This is a genomic window from Kitasatospora sp. NPDC059827 (assembly GCF_042731675.1).
In the GTDB taxonomy this organism is placed as follows: domain Bacteria; phylum Actinomycetota; class Actinomycetes; order Streptomycetales; family Streptomycetaceae; genus Kitasatospora.
On record NZ_JBHWIV010000048.1, the window covers coordinates 1 to 16,614 of the forward strand.

At 73.8% G+C, this 16,614-nt stretch carries 19 protein-coding genes, 1 tRNA gene and 1 pseudogene; 6 read left to right on the forward strand and 15 right to left on the reverse strand.

Translation table 11 applies throughout. From position 1 onward, the window contains the following. Positions 1 to 256 precede the first annotated feature (256 nt). Positions 257 to 781 carry a hypothetical protein gene (locus ACFV8H_RS26480; RefSeq protein WP_380404634.1) on the forward strand — a complete coding sequence of 175 codons (525 nt, stop codon included), beginning with the start codon at positions 257 to 259 and terminating at the stop codon, positions 779 to 781. 21 nt (positions 782 to 802) lie between these two features. Here ACFV8H_RS26480 and ACFV8H_RS26485 read toward each other — a convergent pair whose 3' ends face one another. Continuing rightward, positions 803 to 1,192, reverse strand: coding sequence for a hypothetical protein (locus ACFV8H_RS26485; protein ID WP_380404477.1), 390 nt, complete (start codon positions 1,190 to 1,192; stop codon positions 803 to 805). Positions 1,193 to 1,350: 158 nt separating this feature from the next. On the opposite strand from ACFV8H_RS26485, the gene ACFV8H_RS26490 reads away from it, so the two are divergent. After that, complete coding sequence (locus ACFV8H_RS26490; protein ID WP_380404480.1) at positions 1,351 to 1,872, forward strand: AAA family ATPase; 522 nt, start codon at positions 1,351 to 1,353, stop codon at positions 1,870 to 1,872. Between the two features lie 189 nt (positions 1,873 to 2,061). Here ACFV8H_RS26490 and ACFV8H_RS26495 read toward each other — a convergent pair whose 3' ends face one another. Both ACFV8H_RS26495 and ACFV8H_RS26500 read right to left on the reverse strand, forming a co-directional pair. After that, complete coding sequence (locus tag ACFV8H_RS26495; protein WP_380404482.1) at positions 2,062 to 2,598, reverse strand: hypothetical protein; 537 nt, start codon at positions 2,596 to 2,598, stop codon at positions 2,062 to 2,064. A gap of 252 nt (positions 2,599 to 2,850) precedes the next feature. Next, complete coding sequence (locus ACFV8H_RS26500; RefSeq protein WP_380404484.1) at positions 2,851 to 4,437, reverse strand: AMP-binding protein; 1,587 nt, start codon at positions 4,435 to 4,437, stop codon at positions 2,851 to 2,853. A gap of 90 nt (positions 4,438 to 4,527) precedes the next feature. Here ACFV8H_RS26500 and ACFV8H_RS26505 point away from each other — a divergent pair, with 90 nt between their 5' ends. Next, on the forward strand, positions 4,528 to 5,184 hold the full coding sequence (locus tag ACFV8H_RS26505; RefSeq protein ID WP_380404487.1) for a GNAT family N-acetyltransferase: 657 nt from the start codon (positions 4,528 to 4,530) through the stop codon (positions 5,182 to 5,184). 447 nt (positions 5,185 to 5,631) lie between these two features. Here ACFV8H_RS26505 and ACFV8H_RS26510 read toward each other — a convergent pair whose 3' ends face one another. The 3 genes from ACFV8H_RS26510 to ACFV8H_RS26520 all read right to left on the reverse strand — a co-directional run bounded on the left by ACFV8H_RS26510 (position 5,632) and on the right by ACFV8H_RS26520 (position 7,515). Beyond that, positions 5,632 to 6,360: an HAD family hydrolase gene (locus tag ACFV8H_RS26510; RefSeq protein WP_380404490.1), complete on the reverse strand. Its 729-nt coding sequence runs from the start codon at positions 6,358 to 6,360 to the stop codon at positions 5,632 to 5,634. Positions 6,361 to 6,518: 158 nt separating this feature from the next. After that, on the reverse strand, positions 6,519 to 7,091 hold the full coding sequence (locus ACFV8H_RS26515; protein ID WP_380404493.1) for an SMI1/KNR4 family protein: 573 nt from the start codon (positions 7,089 to 7,091) through the stop codon (positions 6,519 to 6,521). A 73-nt stretch (positions 7,092 to 7,164) separates the two neighbouring features. Further along, positions 7,165 to 7,515 carry an ArsR/SmtB family transcription factor gene (locus ACFV8H_RS26520; RefSeq protein WP_380404496.1) on the reverse strand — a complete coding sequence of 117 codons (351 nt, stop codon included), beginning with the start codon at positions 7,513 to 7,515 and terminating at the stop codon, positions 7,165 to 7,167. Positions 7,516 to 7,657: 142 nt separating this feature from the next. Here ACFV8H_RS26520 and ACFV8H_RS26525 point away from each other — a divergent pair, with 142 nt between their 5' ends. Continuing rightward, complete coding sequence (locus ACFV8H_RS26525; RefSeq protein ID WP_380404499.1) at positions 7,658 to 8,842, forward strand: MFS transporter; 1,185 nt, start codon at positions 7,658 to 7,660, stop codon at positions 8,840 to 8,842. Positions 8,843 to 8,919: 77 nt separating this feature from the next. Here ACFV8H_RS26525 and ACFV8H_RS26530 read toward each other — a convergent pair whose 3' ends face one another. From ACFV8H_RS26530 to ACFV8H_RS26555, 6 genes and pseudogenes are all read right to left on the reverse strand, one after another. Then, the gene (locus tag ACFV8H_RS26530) at positions 8,920 to 9,582 is read right to left on the reverse strand and encodes an adenosine deaminase family protein (protein ID WP_380404502.1); all 663 of its coding nucleotides are present in this window, start codon (positions 9,580 to 9,582) and stop codon (positions 8,920 to 8,922) included. Between the two features lie 115 nt (positions 9,583 to 9,697). Then, positions 9,698 to 9,889 (reverse strand): annotated as a pseudogene (locus tag ACFV8H_RS26535) (adenosine deaminase); the annotation flags it as partial. A gap of 143 nt (positions 9,890 to 10,032) precedes the next feature. Next, complete coding sequence (pgm, locus tag ACFV8H_RS26540; protein ID WP_380404505.1) at positions 10,033 to 11,673, reverse strand: phosphoglucomutase (alpha-D-glucose-1,6-bisphosphate-dependent); 1,641 nt, start codon at positions 11,671 to 11,673, stop codon at positions 10,033 to 10,035. Between the two features lie 243 nt (positions 11,674 to 11,916). After that, a complete protein-coding gene (locus ACFV8H_RS26545; protein ID WP_380404508.1) occupies positions 11,917 to 12,222 on the reverse strand; it encodes a YciI family protein in 306 nt (101 codons plus the stop codon). 89 nt (positions 12,223 to 12,311) lie between these two features. Then, entirely contained in the window at positions 12,312 to 13,091 is a 780-nt protein-coding gene (locus ACFV8H_RS26550; RefSeq protein ID WP_380404511.1) for a GNAT family N-acetyltransferase, read from the reverse strand. A gap of 100 nt (positions 13,092 to 13,191) precedes the next feature. Then, positions 13,192 to 13,271: transfer RNA gene (locus tag ACFV8H_RS26555), tRNA-Tyr, on the reverse strand. 525 nt (positions 13,272 to 13,796) lie between these two features. Here ACFV8H_RS26555 and ACFV8H_RS26560 point away from each other — a divergent pair. Then, positions 13,797 to 14,141: a hypothetical protein gene (locus tag ACFV8H_RS26560; RefSeq protein WP_380404514.1), complete on the forward strand. Its 345-nt coding sequence runs from the start codon at positions 13,797 to 13,799 to the stop codon at positions 14,139 to 14,141. Then, positions 14,138 to 14,491: a hypothetical protein gene (locus tag ACFV8H_RS26565; RefSeq protein ID WP_380404517.1), complete on the forward strand. Its 354-nt coding sequence runs from the start codon at positions 14,138 to 14,140 to the stop codon at positions 14,489 to 14,491. The genes ACFV8H_RS26560 and ACFV8H_RS26565 overlap by 4 nt, the downstream gene beginning before the upstream one ends. Before the next feature lie 51 nt (positions 14,492 to 14,542). On the opposite strand, the gene ACFV8H_RS26570 is transcribed toward ACFV8H_RS26565, so the two are convergent. From ACFV8H_RS26570 to ACFV8H_RS26580, 3 genes are all read right to left on the reverse strand, one after another. Next, complete coding sequence (locus ACFV8H_RS26570) at positions 14,543 to 15,499, reverse strand: helix-turn-helix transcriptional regulator (RefSeq protein WP_380404519.1); 957 nt, start codon at positions 15,497 to 15,499, stop codon at positions 14,543 to 14,545. A 105-nt stretch (positions 15,500 to 15,604) separates the two neighbouring features. Further along, positions 15,605 to 16,156: a pyridoxamine 5'-phosphate oxidase family protein gene (locus tag ACFV8H_RS26575; protein ID WP_380404522.1), complete on the reverse strand. Its 552-nt coding sequence runs from the start codon at positions 16,154 to 16,156 to the stop codon at positions 15,605 to 15,607. Positions 16,157 to 16,290: 134 nt separating this feature from the next. Beyond that, entirely contained in the window at positions 16,291 to 16,578 is a 288-nt protein-coding gene (locus tag ACFV8H_RS26580; protein ID WP_380404525.1) for a hypothetical protein, read from the reverse strand. Positions 16,579 to 16,614 lie beyond the last annotated feature (36 nt).

The following is a 16,614-nucleotide window of genomic DNA, read 5'->3' on the forward strand; positions in this document are numbered from 1 at the left end:
TGCCCGTAGCGAGTACGGGCACGCGGGCGGCGGCACCGGGACCAGACCGTGGGCCGGCTTCCGGGCGCCGGGGGCCTGGCCGCGGGGCGCCGCTCACCGGACGTCCCGCCTTCCCCACCCCCATAGAGTCCACCGGCACCCGAAAACGATTACCGCCCTCCTCTAATGTGACGGTACGCACACCGACCACCGTCCCTGGGACGTCCTGCTGATCGGCGGCGCCTCCGGCCTCGGCAAGAGTCGCGCCGCCGAGCGCCTGGCCGCCGAGCACGGCGCGTTCACGGTCGAGTTCGACGACGTCGTCGCCGCCCTGCAGGCCGCCACCACCCCCGCCACCCACCCCGCCCTGCACCACTTCGCCCCCTACCGCGACCCGGAGCGGGAACTGGGCGCCGACCGCGTCCTGGAACTGCAGATCGCCACCGCCCACGCCCTGGACGAGGCCCTGCTCGGCGTCGTGCGCAACCGCCTGAGCGTGGACGTGCCGGCCGTCGTCGAGGGCGACTACCTCACCCCCGCGGCCGCCGTACGGGCTGCCGCCGAGGCCGCCGCCCTCGGCCGGCGCCTGCGCGCCGTCTTCCTCCACGAGGGCGACCCGCGGCGCATCACCGCCAACTACGCCCACCGCGAACCCGACGCCGGGCCCCAGGACGCCCGCGCCGACGTCAGCGCCCGCTACTCCCACTGGCTCGCCGAACGGGCCCGCGCCGCCGGGCTGCCGGTGGTCGAGTGCCGCCCCTACGACACCCTGCCCGCGCGACTGGCCGCCGCCTTGGCCTGAACCCGCGGCAGCCTCCCCTTACTACCCTCCGGCGGGGGCGTCCTCGATGTCCGAGATCAGCTTGGTGCTCAGGTCGCTCTGCACCGCCAGCCGGGTGTGCCCGGCGTCGGGGCCGGTGCCCCAGGTGAGCGTGACCGTGGTGAACAGGTGCCCGGCACCCGAGTCGTGGTAGCGCACCTCCCAGGCCGTGGGCACGTCCTGGGCGCGCAGCACGCCGTCGGCGTGGTTGGCCTCCTCCCACGCCGCCAGGCGCTGGCGGAAGTCCTCGGTGAGGTAGTGGGCGCGCAGCCCGTCCGACAGGTCGTCGGTGCCGTCGGAGACGGCGTCGATGTAGGCGCCGTAGAAGTCGGCCACCCGGTCGACCGCCGAGTCCGGGCTGCCGCCGCGCACCGCGTCCCCTGGCTGGGTCATGATGGTCCCCTCCGTTTCGTACAGGCCCGCGCGCCGTCGAGACGCCGCCCGGGCCGGTCGGTCCGTCCACCGGTCCCAACGACCGCCGGGCGCCGGAGGTTTCGGGTACGAAGTCCCAACGGGCTTGACGGGCGCACGGGTTGGACGGGAGGCAGGCGTTGCTGATCGTGGTGGGCGGCGGGCCGGGCAGCGGCAAGACGACGCTGGCACACGCCCTGGCCCGGGCCGTCGGCTGCCCGGCGGTCGTCCGCGACGAACTCAAGGAGGGCCTGCTGCACGCGGGCACCCGTACGCCCGAACCCGACCTGGCGGTGCGCGACGCGTTCTTCGACGTACTGGGCGTGCTGGTGGACGCCGGCATCAGCGTGGTCGCCGAGGCCGCCTACCAGGACCGCCTCTGGCGTACCGGCCTGGCCCCGCTCGCCACCCGCACCGACCTGCGCATCGTGCACTGCCGGGTCGCCCCCGCCCTGGCCCGCCGCCGCATCGCCGAACGCCTGGCCACCGGCGGCCACCGCGCCGCCCACGCCGACCACGCCCTGCTCGCCGCCCCGGCCGGCCCGGGCAACCTGATCGACGACTTCACCCCACTGTCCCTGCCCGTACCCCACCTGCACGTGGACACCACCCACGGCTACCACCCACCACTCCCGGACATCACCGCCTTCGCCCGCCCCTGAACCCCAGCGCCTGAGCGCCAGGCGGCGGGTGGGAGCGTCCACGGGGTGTGCTCGGAGGCCGCGCTGCGGCCGACGGCCAGGTGGGCGGCACCGGTGGGGCCCGGTCGAAGCGCACGCCGTGGCCGGCCCGGGGGAGGCGGTCGCGCATGGCGGGCGATCCTGCTACGGACAAACCGTCCTAACGATCAGTCAGTTACGGCGCCAGGGCATGGTGAGCGCGGCGGTACGGTCGCTCCACCGCTCGGCCGTCCAGCCCTCGACGCCGTAGCGCGCGCCCCAGTTCGTGCCGTCCCAGTCGTGCCCGGGCGTCCACGGCGGGCGTGGTGGCTGCCATCCCCCGGGGGTGGGGGTGACCAGCAGTTCGTCCTGGTGGGCGTAGCCGCCGGTGTGGACGGTGGTGACGAACTGGGCGAAGCCGCCTTCGTGGACGTCCAGTGCGCCGTCGAGGCCGCCGCAGTCGAAGACCGCCACCGGCCACCGGTCCGGGTCGGGGCCGGTGGTCAGCCAGCAGCAGTGGGCGTGGTTGCTGTTGACGGCCCAGGAGAGCAGGCCGCCCGGGTCAGGGAAGACCGGGGTGTGGTCCTGGTCCCAGAACTCGTCCTCGCCGTGGACGAGTTCGCGCAGCTCCCCGTCGCTCCGGGTGCGCCAGTCGGCGAAGCCGTCGGGTGCGCCGTCGGGGCGGGTGCGGACCGGGGTGGTGAGGCCCCACTCGCCGTTGAGGTTCACCGCCCCGTAGAGATCGATGAACGCCCGCTAGTCGGAGGGCAGTTGGACGCCGAGTTCGGCGGGGGCGAGTTCCCAGGGGACCTGCGCGGGGGTGTAGGCGGGCTCGCCCATGATCGCCCGCAGCCGCTCGAACGCCGCTCCTGCCATGTGTCCCGCCCCGTCATCCCGCATCCGCTGCCCCGACTACCCGGCCTGCCCGGACGGCTCGTACTGTAGGCGAACCGTCCGACGGCCGGGCGAGCGGGGCGGGCGTCAGCGGGCTGTGGCGTCCTGGCGCAGGCGCTTCTTGTCGGGCTTGCCGACGGAGGTGAGCGGGATGGCGTCGACCAGGTGGAGGGCTTCGGGGGCGTAGAGGCGGCCCTTGTTGGCGGTGACGAAGGCGCGGATGTCGTCCAGATCGGGCTGTTGTCCGGGGGTGGGGACGACGGCAGCGTGGACGTGTTCGGCCTGCTGGTCGTCGCGGACGCCGTAGACGGCGCACTGGGCGATGGCCGGGTGGGTGAGGAGGAGTTCCTCGACCTCGGTGGGGTAGACGTGGCCGCCGACGACGATGATCAGGTCCTTGAGGCGGTCGGCGAGGTAGAGGTAGCCGTCGGCATCGAGGTAGCCGATGTCGCCGGTGTCCAGCCAACCCTCCCGCAGGACCTGGGCGGTGAGCTCGGGCCGTTTCCAGTAGCCGGCCATCAGGGTGGCGGATCGGACGTGGATCTCGCCCTGCTCGCCGGCGGGCAGCACGGTGCCGTCGGCGGCACGGATCTGCACCTGGACGCCCGGCAGGGGGCGGCCCACCGACAACTGGCCGCCGAGGCCGGTGCGGTCGTGCTCGTGCGGGCCCAGGACGGCGATGTTCTGCGCCTCGGACATGCCGTAGCCGCTGACCAGGACGGGCCCGAACGCCTTGAGGGCCTCGCGGACGCGGGCCGGGGAGGCCGCGCAGCCACCGTAGGAGAGGCGGCGCAGGCCGGACAGGTCGGTGCGGGCCAGGGCCGGGTGGTCGAGCAGCCGGTACAGCAGCGGGGGCAGGACGAACAGGTCGGTGATGCGTTCGCGCTCGATCGCGGCGAGGACCTCGCCGGGCTCGAAGCCGCGCTGCAGGACGACGGAGCCGCCGTGGTGCAGGGTCAGGTCGGCGAGGACGCCCGCGAGGTGGGCGAGGGGGGTGGCGGCGAGCAGCCGGGGCCTCTCGTCGGTGGGGCGGGCGTCGGAGAAGGCGGGGAAGTCGAAGGCACTGCGGTAGGGGCCGTGGAGGCTGAGGATGCCCTTGGGGATGCCGGTGGTGCCGCCGGTGTGGCGGATGCCGAGGTCGTCGCCGGGGCCGAGGGCCACGGCCGGGTCGGTGGCGGGGTGGACGGCGGAGGCGGCGATGGCGTCCTCCCCGATGCTCCCGGTGGTGTCGGGACCGGGGCCGAGGGTGAGGACCGTCGGGACGTCGATCAGCGGCAGCAACTCCGCAGCGCCCGCGTACCGTTCGGCGTCGACGAGGAGAACGGTCGTGTCCACGCTGGCCACGATCTCGGCCAGCACGGGGGCGCTCATCCCGTCGTACAGGTTGACCACCCGGGCCCCGGCCAGGCCGGCCGCGTAGCGGGCGGCGAGGGCCTCGGGGGTGTTGCCGGTGAGCAGGGTGACGGTGCTGCCGCGACCGGCACCGCGGGCGAGGAGCTCGTGGGCGAGGCGGTAGGCGGTGGCGGCGAAGTCGCCGGCGGTGATCGCGTCGCCGTCGGCGGAGGTGATGGCGAGCCGTTCGGGGTGCGAGGCGAGGGAGCGCAGGATCAGGGCGGGCGCGCTGACGAACTCCCGGGCGCTGTCAGCCGCTTGTGCTGCGGAAGGGGCAACCATGGTCCCCACCCTAGCCCCGGCACCGCCGTGCTCCGGCGCGGGCGCGAAAACCGGGGTGCGGGCGGCACTGGCCCCCGGCACACTGGGCCGATGATCACCGACCACTGGCCGTTGAAGGGCCTGCGCGTCACCACGCCGCGTCTGGAGCTGCGCCTTCCCGGCGAGGACGAGCTGTCCGAGGTCGCCGACCTCGCCGCGCGCGGGGTCCACGCGCCCGGCCAGCGCCCGTTCCTCACCCCGTGGGGCGAGCTGGCGCCCGCCGAACGGGCCCGGCACGTCCTGCAGATGCACTGGCGGCGGATGGGGCGCTGGACGGCGCAGCACTGGGCGCTGGACCTGGTGGCCTTCCACGAGGGGCGGCCGGTGGGCGTGCAGGACGTGCGGGCCCAGGAGTTCACGGTGCGGCGCGAGATCACCTCCGGTTCGTGGGTGGGCCTGGAGCACCAGGGCCGTGGACTGGGCACCGAGATGCGCGCGGCGATGCTCCACCTGGCGTTCGCCGAGCTGGGCGCCCGCTCGGCGACGTCGGTGTCCTTCACCGACAACCACTCCTCCCTCGCGGTCTCCCGCAAGCTCGGCTACCGCGACGACGGCATCACCCTCGACGTCCTCGACGGCCGGGTGGTGGAGTCCCAGCGCCTGCGCCTGTCCCGCGACCACTGGCAGGGCCCGCCCGTCCCCGTCACCGTCACCGGCCTCACCCCCACCTGCCGCACCCTCTTCGGCGCCGACACCCCGCCCTCCTGACCCCCTGCCCCATCCCCCGGGGCCGGAAAGCCCCGTGCACCAGAAGTCGGCCCGGCCGACTTCCCACGCGCTCCGGCCCCACGGGGAAACACCCGTCCCCGAGCCAGCCGACGACAACGGCAATCCCCCGCACAGGAAGTCGACGCCACCGACCTTGGCGCAGGGGCCACTGCCGAGAAGCCCCACAACGCGATGGGGCGCGGCCCTTGTCAACGCTCTCTGAACTTGATCCCCGGTGTGGATTGTCAGCGAGCGCCCTGGCTGTCGGCAGGGCTGCCAGCCGAGACACGTGCGTCGAAGCCACCAACCTTCCCTGCAAGGGCTACCGCCGAGGCCCCCTGCACGAGAAGTCGGCTCGGCCGACTTCCTGTGCGCAGGTGCGCAGGTGCGCAGGTGCGCAGGTGCGCCGGGTCGTGCGGGCCCGTGCGGGCTGAGGGGTGCCCGGGGTCAGGGGGTGGGGAGGGCGGTGAGGGCGGGGGCGAGGGGGTGGAGGGTGTGGAGCACGTGGATGCCTTCGGCGACCGGGGTGGTGGTGGCGGCGCGGTCGAGCCAGAAGGCGTGGAGGCCGGCGGCGTGGGCACCTTCGGCGTCGACGGTGTAGTTGTCGCCGACGTAGGCGACTTCGTGCGGGGGTAGGCCCAGGGCGGTGCAGGCGGCGTGGAAGATGCTGGGGGCGGGTTTGGCCTCGCCGTGCTGGTCGGAGCAGACGATGACGTCGCCGACGTGCTCCAGCAGGCCGATGGCGCGCAGTTTGCGGCGCTGGTGGTCGGTGTCGGAGTTGGAGACGATGCCCAGGCGGTAGCGGGGGGCGAGGCGGCGCAGGGTGGGTTCGGCGTCGGGGAAGGCGCGCCAGGCGGCGTCGCGGTGGGCGGCGTAGCCGGCGAACCAGGCGGCGGCCTGGTCGTCGGTGAGGTGTTCGGCGCCGTCCTGGCCGAGGTGGGCGAGGAAGCGGCGGGTGCGTTCGCACTGCTGGCCGCGCAGGGTGAGTTCCCGGGCGAGGTAGCGGGCGTAGCTGTGCTCCATGACGGCGCGCCACAGGTCCAGGGCGGCCCGGGGGCTGGGGAACCGCTCCAGCAGGCCGACGTCGCGCAGGTGGGCGAGGATGCCCACCTCCTCCGAGTGGGTGTAGTCGAACAAGGTGTCGTCGATGTCGAAGAGCACGCCCCTGATCGGCATGGACCGTCCCCCTTTTCCGTGTGTCCGCGGTGCGTCCTGCACCCTACGCGGCTGGTGGGGGTGTTGAGGCGCCGAGGGTGCTGTCGGGCCGGTGCGGTGCGGGCGTGATCGGCTCCACTCCCGCGGGGCGGCTACGTCGCGGCGTCCGATCGCCGTCGTCACCACGGACGGGATTGGGGCCGGACCCTGGGCAGGCCCCAGGGTTGGATGGCTTCGCTGATCAGGTCTGCCAGGAACTGCACCAGCCCGCCGTTGTAGTGCCACCAGGCGCCGCTGCGCGAGGCGACCGTGACCGTCCACTCCTGCGGGCCCGCCGGGCTGGTGCTCCACAGGAACACGTCGCCCTGGTTCGAACCGCCCCACGGGAGGAAGCCGCCCGGGCTCGGGTACGGGCGCAGCGGGATGACGGGGTCGCTGTCCTCGCACCACTCCGCCGCGGTCTCCAGATCGTCCTGGAGCCACTGCGGCCACTCCCGCTCGCGGCCGGCCGTCGGGTGGTGGACGGAGAGGAATTCGCCGAGTACGAACGGGGGGTAGAGCTCGCAGAGGCGCTGGTAGTCGGCGGGTACCGGGGAGCCCAGCGCGGCCTCGAGGACCGGCCAGTCGAAGGTCGCGGGCACCGCGAGGCGCAGTGCGTCGAAGCCGGGTACCGCGCGTTCGAGTTCCGCGATCGCCTCGTCAGGGTCGAGCAGGCGACGGTGCGGTGTCTGGGTAGCGATGAGATCCTCCACCGGACCAGGCTGTCACGACGGCGGCGTCGGCCTGTTCCCGGCTGGCCCGGCGGCCGCGGGGACGGGGCGCCCCTCAGGCGCCGGCAGCCGCCACCGCCGCCGGCCGCGGGGCGGAGGCGAGGAGGGCGTCGAGCAGCCCGGGGAAGCGGGCGTCGAGGTCGGTGCGGCGCAGGCTGACGAAGCGGTTGCGGCCGGCGACGCGGGTGCTGGTGACGCCGGCTTCGCGCAGGACGCGCATGTGGTGGGAGACGGTCGACTTGTGGAGGTGGTCCAGGCCCAGGTCGCGGGGGCCGCAGGAGTGTTCGGCGCCGTCGGCGTAGCTGAGCAGCAGGCGCATGCGCACGGGGTCGCCGAGGGCGTGCAGGACCGTGACGAGGTCGATGTCGGCGGTGGGGGGCTGGGGCAGCCGCTCGTCGTCGGTCATGGATAGGGCTCCGGTCCTCGGGGTCCCGCGCGAGGCGCGGGCGACAGCAGGAATGGTTTGACAATTATCCACCAATCCCCGATTGTTTGGCGAGCGTCAAACCGTTGCATGTTCGTCCAACAATTGACCCGGGGGGCTCTCCGTGCCCGTACGCCTGCTCCTGCTCGCCCTCGGCACCTTCGCCATGGGCACCGACTCGATGGTGGTCGCCGGCATCCTCGGACCCATCGCCACCGACCTGCACGTGTCGGTGGGCGCCGCCGGCCAGCTCGTCACCGTCTTCGCACTCGGCTACGCCGTGCTGGCCCCGCCACTGGCCGCCGCCACCGCCCGCTGGCCGCGCCGGCGCCTGCTGCTGGCCGCGCTCGCCCTGTTCAGCGCCGCCAACGCCCTCAGCGCCCTCGCCCCCACCTACCCCCTGCTGCTGGCCACCCGGGTGCTCGCCGCCGCCGGCGCCGCCCTCTACACCCCCACCGCCAACGCCGTGGCCACCACCCTGGTCGCCCCCGAGCGGCGCGGCCGGGCCCTGGCCACCGTGCTGGGCGGCATGACGGTGGCCACCGCGCTGGGCGTGCCGCTGGGCACCTGGGTGGGACGCACCGACTGGCGCCTGACCATGTGGCTGGTCACCGCGCTCGGCCTGGCCGCACTCGCCGGACTCGCGCTGCTGCTGCGCGACCTGCCCGCGCCCACCGCCGCCCCCACCCTCACCGCCCGCCTGGCCCCCCTCGCCTCACGCCGCGTCCTCGGCGCCGCCGCCACCACCCTCACCTTCTTCCTCGCCTTCCAGAGCGTCTACATCTACCTCGCCACCGCCGTGCACGGCGCCACCGGCGGCGACGCCGACAAGCTCAGCCTCGTCCTGCTCACCGCCGGCGTGCTCTCGGTCGCCGGCAGCTGGCTGGGCGGACGCCTGGTCGACCGCGCCGGGGTGCGGGCCGTCCTGCTGACCGGCTCCGCCGTCGCCGCCTGCGCCTTCACCGCCCTGCCCTGGCTGGGGCGCAGCATGCCCGGAGCACTCGCCTACGCGGCCGTCGTCCCCCTGGCCGGATGGGCCGTCTCCGTCGCCCTGCCCCACCGGCTGGCCTCGATCGACCCCGCGAACGCGCCCCTGCTGATCTCCCTCAACAGCAGCGCCCTCTACCTCGGCACGGCCGCCGGAGGCCTCGCCGGATCGGCCGCCATCACGGTCCTGGGCACCCGCTGGTTCCCGCTGGCCGCGGCCGCACTCGCCCTCGTGGCCTGCGCCACCGCCGCGGCCACCACCCGCGACCAACGCTCCCCCGCCAAGGCCACCGCCACGGCACCCACCCCCGCCCGCAGCTGAACCACCGCACCGGCCCCCGAACCACTCGCGGGCCCGGACTGGCGGACGGCCGGGCGGGCGGGCGCCCGGGCGCGCCGTCAGGGAAGCAGGCGGGCGCGGACGGCGTCGTCGCAAAGCGCGCCGGCCAGACCGGCGGCGTAGGCGGCGGAGGCGTCGACCCCGAGGCCGGCCGCCACTTCGTGTTCACGGTTGAGGTCGGTGCCGAACATGGCCGGGTCGTCGGTGTTGATCGAGCACAGCGCGCCCGCTTCGCGCAGCCGCGGCAGCGGGTGCTCGGAGAGGTCGCGGACGACACCGGTCCGTACGTTGGAGGTCGGGCACACGTCGAGCACCACGCTCCGGTCGACGATCTCGGCCAGCAGCTGCGGGTCCTCCACGGCCCGGATGCCGTGCCGCAGTCTGACCGCACCGAGGTCGAGGGCCTCCCGGACCGACTCCGGGCCGGCGGTCTCCCCCGCGTGCGGCACGAACGCGAGCCCGCCGTCCTGGGCGATCCGCACGGCCTTGCCGTAGGGCGCGAGCGGACCTCGCCGCTCGTCGCCGCCGATGCCCAGGCCGACCACGCCGCGGTCCCGGTAGCGGACCGCGACCCGTGCGCACTCCTCGGCCAGTTCCACGGGGCACCCGCGGTAGAGGTCCGGGGTCAGCCGCACGGTCACGCCGAAGCGCTCCTCGGCCTCGACGGCGCCTTCGCAGTAGCCCGTGAAGATCTCGTCCCAGCCGATCCCGTCCGCCTCCACGCGTTCCGCGGGGGAGAAGATGCCCTCCAGGTAGACCGCGCCCTGGCCGGCTGCCTGCCTGCCGTACGTAGTCGACGACCACCTGGCGGAAGTCGTCGGCGGTGCGCAGGCAGTTGGTCGTCATCACCCACACCTCGATGAAGTGACGGAAATCGGTGAACCGGTAGAGCTCGGCCAGGCCTTCGACCGTGTCGACGGGAAGTGACTCGTGGTTGCGCCGGGCGATCTCCAGCAGCGTCCGCGGCTGGATCGACCCCTCCAGGTGCACATGCAGTTCGATCTTCTTCGTCGTCATGTGCGGGAGCATTCCACAGATCGGACAGGCAGCCGCCCGGCGGCTGGCCGCGTACGGAGGCGGCCGCCGGACGCGGTCCCGGCTCTGAGCGCCGGGACCGCGTACGGGACCGTGTCCGGGACCGCCGCCGGAACCGACGGCCGAAGCCGGGCGGCTCAGCCGCCGAGGACCTCGCCGACCAGGGCGCGGGCCTCCTCCTGCACCCGGCCCAGGTGCTCGGTGCCCAGGAACGACTCGGCGTAGATCTTGTACACGTCCTCCGTGCCCGACGGGCGGGCCGCGAACCAGGCGTTGTCCGTGCACACCTTGAGACCGCCGATGGCCGCCCCGTTGCCCGGCGCGTGGGAGAGCACCGCGGTGATCTTCTCCCCCGCCAGCTCACCCGCCGTGACCTGCTCCGGCGCCAGGCGCGCCAGACGCGCCTTCTGCTCGCGATCCGCCGGGGCGTCGACGCGGGCGTAGGCCGGAGCACCGTGACGCTCCGTCAGTTCGCGGTAGTACGCGCTGGGGGTGGCGCCGGTGACCGCGGTGATCTCGGCGGCGAGCAGGGCCAGCAGGATGCCGTCCTTGTCGGTGGTCCACACCCCGCCGTCACGGCGCAGGAACGAGGCGCCCGCGCTCTCCTCGCCGCCGAAGGCGATCGAACCCTCCAGCAGGCCGTCGACGAACCACTTGAAGCCGACCGGGACCTCCGTCAGCGCACGGCCCAGATCGGCGGCGACCCGGTCCAGCATCGAGGAGGACACCAGGGTCTTGCCGACCGCCGCGTCCCGGGGCCAGTCGGCCCGGTGGCGGTACAGGTAGTCGACCGCCACCGCCAGGTAGTGGTTGGGGTTCATCAGCCCCCCGTCGGGCGTGACGATCCCGTGCCGGTCGGCGTCGGCGTCGTTGCCGGTGGCGATCGCGTACTCGTCCTTGCGGCCGATCAGGGACGCCATCGCCGCCGGCGAGGAGCAGTCCATGCGGATCTTCCCGTCCCAGTCCAGCGTCATGAAGCGCCAGGTGGGATCCGTCACCGGGTTGACGACGGTCAGGTCCAGACGGTGCACCTCCGCGATGCGCCCCCAGTAGGCCACCGACGCCCCGCCCAGCGGGTCCGCGCCGATCCGCAGCCCCGACGCCCGCACCGCGTCCAGGTCCAGCACCGACGGAAGGTCCTCCACGTAGGAGCCCAGGAAGTCGTACCGCTCCGTGGTGGCCGCGGCCAGCGCCCGCGCGTACGGGACCCTCTTCACCCCTCGCAGACCCTCGCGGATCAGCTCGTTCGCCCGGTCCTGGATCAACCCGGTGGCCTGCGACCCCGCCGGCCCCCCACTGGGCGGGTTGTACTTGAAGCCGCCGTCGCGCGGCGGATTGTGCGACGGCGTCACCACGATCCCGTCCGCCAACGCCCGCGGACTGCGCCGGTTGTGCGCCAGGATCGCGTGCGAGACCGCCGGCGTGGGCGTGTACCCGTCGGCGTCGTCGATGAGCACCCGCACACCGTTGGCCGCCAACACCTCCAACGCCGTCGCCTTGGCCGGCTCGGACAGCGCGTGGGTGTCCGCGCCGAGGAACAGCGGGCCCGCGACGCCCTGTTCGGCCCGGTACTCGCAGATCGCCTGCGTGGTCGCGGCGATGTGGTCCTCGTTGAACGCCACGTCCAACGAGGAGCCGCGGTGCCCCGACGTCCCGAACGCGACCCGCTGCGCCACCTCCTGCGGATCGGGGCGCAGCGCGTAGTACGCCGTCACCAACCGCGCCACATCCACCAGGTCCTCGGGCTGCGCCGGCTGCCCGGCCCGTGCGTGTCCCATCCGTCCACTCCCGCCGATTCCACGAACACTCGCGTTACGTCCTCGCCCCGCGCTCACCGATCGTAGCCACAAGACGACCGTGCCCCGAACCGTACGGGCGGGTCCGGGGCACGGGGGGCGGGATTCCGCGCAGGGCGCGGGTGGGCTACGGAGGAGCGCGGAGGAGTCCGGAGGAACGAGGAGGGAGTCCGGGAGCGGTTCGGGAGGGATTCGGGAGCGGTTCGGAAGGGGGCCAGGAGGGGTTCAGGAGGCGGGCAGTTGCTGGCGGTACGCCTCCAGCGCCGGGGCGGTGACGGTGGCCAGGAACTCCGTCACCCGGTACTCGGTCAGGCCCAGCCGGACGAACGGGTCGGTGGCCACCAGCGCCTCGATCGCGGCCCGGTCCTCGCCCACCGCGAGGATCACCCCGCCGTCGCGCGGCACCTTGCGGCCCGAGGCCAGGAAGGTGCCGGCCGCGTAGTGGCCGTTCAGCCACGCCACGTGCGCGGGCAGGGCTTCGTCGATCCGCTCCAGCTCGGCGGTGGTGTACGTCAGCTCCAGTACGAACATGCCGTCAGGCTAGCGGCGCGGGCCGACCGGCGGTGCGGCGGGGCGGAGAGCCGGGGTTCTGGGACACCGGGGCACTGGAGCACCGGGGTTCAGCGGGAGGCCCACCAGGTCGAGGGCGCGGCGACGGTGTAGCCCAGCGACTCGTACAGCGGGCGGCCCAGCCTCGAGGCGGTGAGGGTGGCCGGCACCTGGGCGAGGTCGGCGAGCGAGGCGGTCATGACGGCCCGGCCCACACCGCGCGAGCGGAAGGCGGGCGCGGTGGCGACCCAGTAGTGGCTGGCGAGGCCCTCGTCCACGACCCGGACGCAGGCGCCCGCGGCGGCCCCCTGGTGCGAGGCGAGGAAGACGTCCACGCCCGGGCGGCCGATCAGCGCCGCCGGGAACAGCTCACCGGGGCGGTAGGGCTCGAAGGCGGCCAGCTCGAACCCCTCGATCACGACCCGCTCGGCCGCCCGGAGGTCCTCGCCACCGCTCACCCGCACCACGTCCAGCCCCGATCCGCCCGCAGGGGCAGGGGCAGCGGCGGGCAGGCGCAGCATCACGGGCATCTGCCAGTTGCGCAGGCCCAGGTGGCTCAGGTCGGTGGCGCTGAACGGGTCCTCGGCGTTGACCGGTCCGGGGGCCCGGCGCACCAGTTCGGCCAGCTCGGCCAGTTCGCCCTGGTCGAGGTCGTTCTCCTGAACGAGGATCCGCAGGCCGGCGCGCTCGTCACCGTCGACGGCGAGGAAGCCGCGGCGCCGGATCACCTCGTGGCCGCGGGAGTCGCCGGTCGCGGCCCAGAAGGCAGCCGAATTACGGGCCTGACGCAGCGGCGCCTCGGCGAGGGTGAGGGATACGGGCTGGTCGGTCGCGGCGGTTCCGGTTGTCATGCTGCCTACCGTAGTACCGAATTGACCGGCCACACAGGGCCAATCAGGCATCGACCCACTGGGCCACCTCGGGATTCGGGGATGGTGCGCGGGAATGGGGTGGGCGAGGGCGGATTCGAACCGCCACAGCCGAAGCGGGGGCTTTACAGGCCCTTGGGCTCTCCAGTGCCCAGCTCGCCCGGGGTCGCGTCCGCACCCGACCCGCAGCGCGGGCAGCGGGGGGCGCCCGTGAGAGGGGACGCCCGTGGGGAGGGGACGCTCAGCGCGCCGGGCGATAGCCGAACGCGCGTGGGCGGGGGCGATATCGAGCGCCACTGCTGGCCATGGCCCGTTCCCCTTTCCCTGCGCTGCGTCGGTGTGTTCCGCGATCAGCGTGCCGCATGCGCTCCTGCGGGCGCAACAGGTTTTCCGGGCCCGGCCCCGGGAGGGTGCCGACCTCAATCCTGCCAGCTCAGGCCAGGGATCGGTAGGACTCAGCACACCCTTCTTGTGCCTTGCCGCCGCCCCCGCGCACCCCGCACACTCGTGCAACACCCCACTCCCCCGACGGCCTTCGCGCCGCCGCCCGCACTCTCCCGGGCGGCCGGCGCGCACGCCGCCGTACCCGGACACGGCCGGGCACGGCCGGAAACGGGCCGGAAACGGTCGCGGCGGCCCGAGGGGGCGGGGTGCGAACGAGAGCAACGACGAAGGGGGACAAGCAACATGAACGTCCACGCGGACCTGGTACTGAAAGCCCGAATCACACTGCTGAGCCACAACGAGCGGATCCTGGAGGGCGAGGAAGGCCTGCGGGTCTACCGGCCCCTGTTCGCCGTCAACCCCCACGTGTACGCCTACAAGCTCGCCTACGTCCTGCGCACACTCGCCGAGACCAGCCCCCGCGCGGCAGCCCGGCCCGGCGCCCGGGAGGCGCTGCTGGAGGAAGCACACGCCGCGAGCGCGCACATCCCCGCCGACGCCCCCGCCCACCAGCGCCGCATGTGGGAGCACACCGTGCCGCAGCTCCAGGAGTTCGAGCGCCGGCTCGGGCAGGCGAACGCCCGATGAAGGGCGCGGACGAGAACCGGACGCCGCACCCGACGCCGCATCCGGACCTGGTACTGCGGGCGCGGATACAGCTCCTGCTCCACGACCAGTGGCTGGAGGGTGAGAAGGGCCTGCGGGTCTACCGGACGCTCTTCGCCGTCAACCCCCGCGCCTACGCCTACCACCTCACCCGGGTCCTGCTCGACCTCAGCAGCAACCGCCGCCTGGCCAACCTGCCCCAGGCGCGACGCGCACTCCTCAACGAAGCCGTCGACGCCGCCTCGCACATCCCCACCGACGCGCCCTGGTACCAAACCAGGTACGAGCAGTTCGCGCACGGTGCACTCACGCGCCTCGACCAGGAAGGATGAACGCCGTAGCCGGAAGACCGCACCGGACCACCCAGGGGTGCCCGTCCCGGCTCAGGTGTAGAGAGCGGCCGCCCGACGGGCCGCCTCGGCCACGCGGGCGCGCAGTTCGGGAGGGCCGAGGACCTCGGCCTCCGGGCCCAGGCGCAGGAGTTCGAGGTAGCCGATCTCCTGGTCCTCCACCGGCAGGGTCACGGTGACCCAGCCCTCAGCGTCCGGCGGGCCGGCGGTGGCGAGGGCGTCGGCGGCGGCGGTGGCCTCCAGCAGGGCGGCCAGGTTGGCCACGGCCCACGGGCTGAGCCGCACCAGCGCCCGTTCGCGCAGCATGGTCCGGGTGAACGCGCGGGCGGCCTCGTCCCAGTAGGCAGCCAGGTCGAAGTCCGGGTCGCGGTCGAAGCGTTCCTGGCCGGCCTCGGCGGTTTCGAAACGGTCGACCCGGTAGGAGCCGATGCGCCCCGAGGGGCTGCGGGCCGCGACGTACCACTGCCCGGCCTTGAGGACCAGGCCGTACGGTTCCAGCCGCCGCTGCCGGGTGCCGCCGCGCGCGGCGTAGCGGGCGTGCAGCACCCGGTCCTCCCATACCGCGCGGGAGACCTCGGCGAGTAGCGGCGGGGTCCCGGCCTCGCGGAACCAGGCCGGGGCGTCCAGGTGGAAGCGCTGGGCGGCGGCCGCGGGGGCGTCGCCCAGGGCGGCGGCGACCTTGAGCCGGGCCGCCAGGGCCTGCCCGGCCAGGCCCATGTCGCGCAGCGGGCCGGGCAGACCGGCCAGGTGCAGGACGGCGGCTTCGGTACGCTCCAGACCGGTCAGGCGGGTGCGGTAGCCGTCGACCAGCCGGTAGCCGCCGCCCCGCCCCCGCTCGGCGTACACCGGCACCCCGGCCTCGGCCAGGGCGGCGACGTCGCGCTGCACGGTGCGTTCGGAGACCTCCAGCTCGGCCGCGAGGTCGGCGGCGGTCATGGTGCGCCGGTGCTGCAGGAGCAGCAGCAGCGCGATCGCCCGGCTCGCCCGCACCCCGGTCCTCCCCGTCCGTCCGCCCCTGGTGTCCGTCACCCCATTGTCACCGCCCGCGCTGCACCCAACGCATCCCGACGTACGAGCCGGCGGCGCTGGGCACGGTCAGGCGCGCTCGGCCCGCTCGGCCCGCTCCACCGTCGCGAGGAGTTCGGCCGGATCGGAGGCGAAGGCGGCCATCCAGTGCGGACGCAGCCGGTAGTAGACGACGTCGTGCTCCCAGTCGAAGACGTCACGGCCGTAGAAGTCCTGGAAGTAGGCGAGGAGTTCGGGCCAGTCGGCGGCCGGCTCGCCATCCTGGGGGTTGAGGGTCTCCACGGTGCCGTGGGTGAACACGCCCAGCTCCTCCCCGCGCAGATGGGCCGCGCTGACGGCGGGCCGGGCAGCCAGGTGACGGGCCTTGGCGGCGGTGCGCGCGGTGCCGAAGTACCACCTGCCGCGCAGGAAGTGGCCGTCCACCCCGCTGATCCGCGGCTCGCCCTTCGCGGTGACGGTGGACAGCGCGAGCGTGCACATCCCGGTGAGCACCCGGGTCAGCTGGACGGCGGTGAGGGTGCGCTCGCTGCTGATGATCGAGCGCAGATGGGCGGTGGAGCGGGCGAGCGAGGCGTCCAGGACGTCCTGGAGGCGGGCGAGGTCGTCGGGCGTCTCGAGCATGGGATCCCTTGTCCGTGGTACGTGGCCCCGGCCGACGCCGTCACCGCGCCGACCGGTCCCCCACTCTCGCGGCGAAACCCGACACCTCCTGTCGTCTTTCCCCGCTGTCTCCGGACAGTACGCCGGCGTCGCCCTTACCGCCCCGCGTTCCGCTCCCGCGTCCTGCGCTGCATGTCGTCCAGAATGGCCAAGGTCTCGGGGTGAATCGGGGCCTTGCTCTCACCCTCATCGACGTCCTGCGGATTCTGCCGCGCCTGCGGAAGAATCTCGTCGTACCGAGGGTGACCGGGCTCGAACTTGTGCCACCCGTCGTAGAAGTACCCCTCCACGGTCCTTCCGCCGTACTTCAACCAGATGGTGACGCCGTCGGCGTCGAGCATCGGTCGGTCGGTGACCTCGTAGGGCTCGGAATGCTCGCTCAAAGTACTCCTCGGAGAAGGGAAGGGAGAGGAACTCGT

Bases quoted from the DNA above. Each gene is read 5' to 3' on its own strand.
- ACFV8H_RS26485 (WP_380404477.1), bottom strand. From the start codon at position 1,192: ATGACCCAGCCAGGGGACGCGGTGCGCGGCGGCAGCCCGGACTCGGCG.
- ACFV8H_RS26500 (WP_380404484.1), bottom strand. From the start codon at position 4,437: ATGGTTGCCCCTTCCGCAGCACAAGCGGCTGACAGCGCCCGGGAGTTC.
- ACFV8H_RS26505 (WP_380404487.1), top strand. From the start codon at position 4,528: ATGATCACCGACCACTGGCCGTTGAAGGGCCTGCGCGTCACCACGCCG.
- ACFV8H_RS26510 (WP_380404490.1), bottom strand. From the start codon at position 6,360: ATGCCGATCAGGGGCGTGCTCTTCGACATCGACGACACCTTGTTCGAC.
- ACFV8H_RS26520 (WP_380404496.1), bottom strand. From the start codon at position 7,515: ATGACCGACGACGAGCGGCTGCCCCAGCCCCCCACCGCCGACATCGAC.
- pgm (WP_380404505.1), bottom strand. From the start codon at position 11,673: ATGGGACACGCACGGGCCGGGCAGCCGGCGCAGCCCGAGGACCTGGTG.
- ACFV8H_RS26545 (WP_380404508.1), bottom strand. From the start codon at position 12,222: ATGTTCGTACTGGAGCTGACGTACACCACCGCCGAGCTGGAGCGGATC.
- ACFV8H_RS26550 (WP_380404511.1), bottom strand. From the start codon at position 13,091: ATGACAACCGGAACCGCCGCGACCGACCAGCCCGTATCCCTCACCCTC.
- ACFV8H_RS26560 (WP_380404514.1), top strand. From the start codon at position 13,797: ATGAACGTCCACGCGGACCTGGTACTGAAAGCCCGAATCACACTGCTG.
- ACFV8H_RS26565 (WP_380404517.1), top strand. From the start codon at position 14,138: ATGAAGGGCGCGGACGAGAACCGGACGCCGCACCCGACGCCGCATCCG.
- ACFV8H_RS26575 (WP_380404522.1), bottom strand. From the start codon at position 16,156: ATGCTCGAGACGCCCGACGACCTCGCCCGCCTCCAGGACGTCCTGGAC.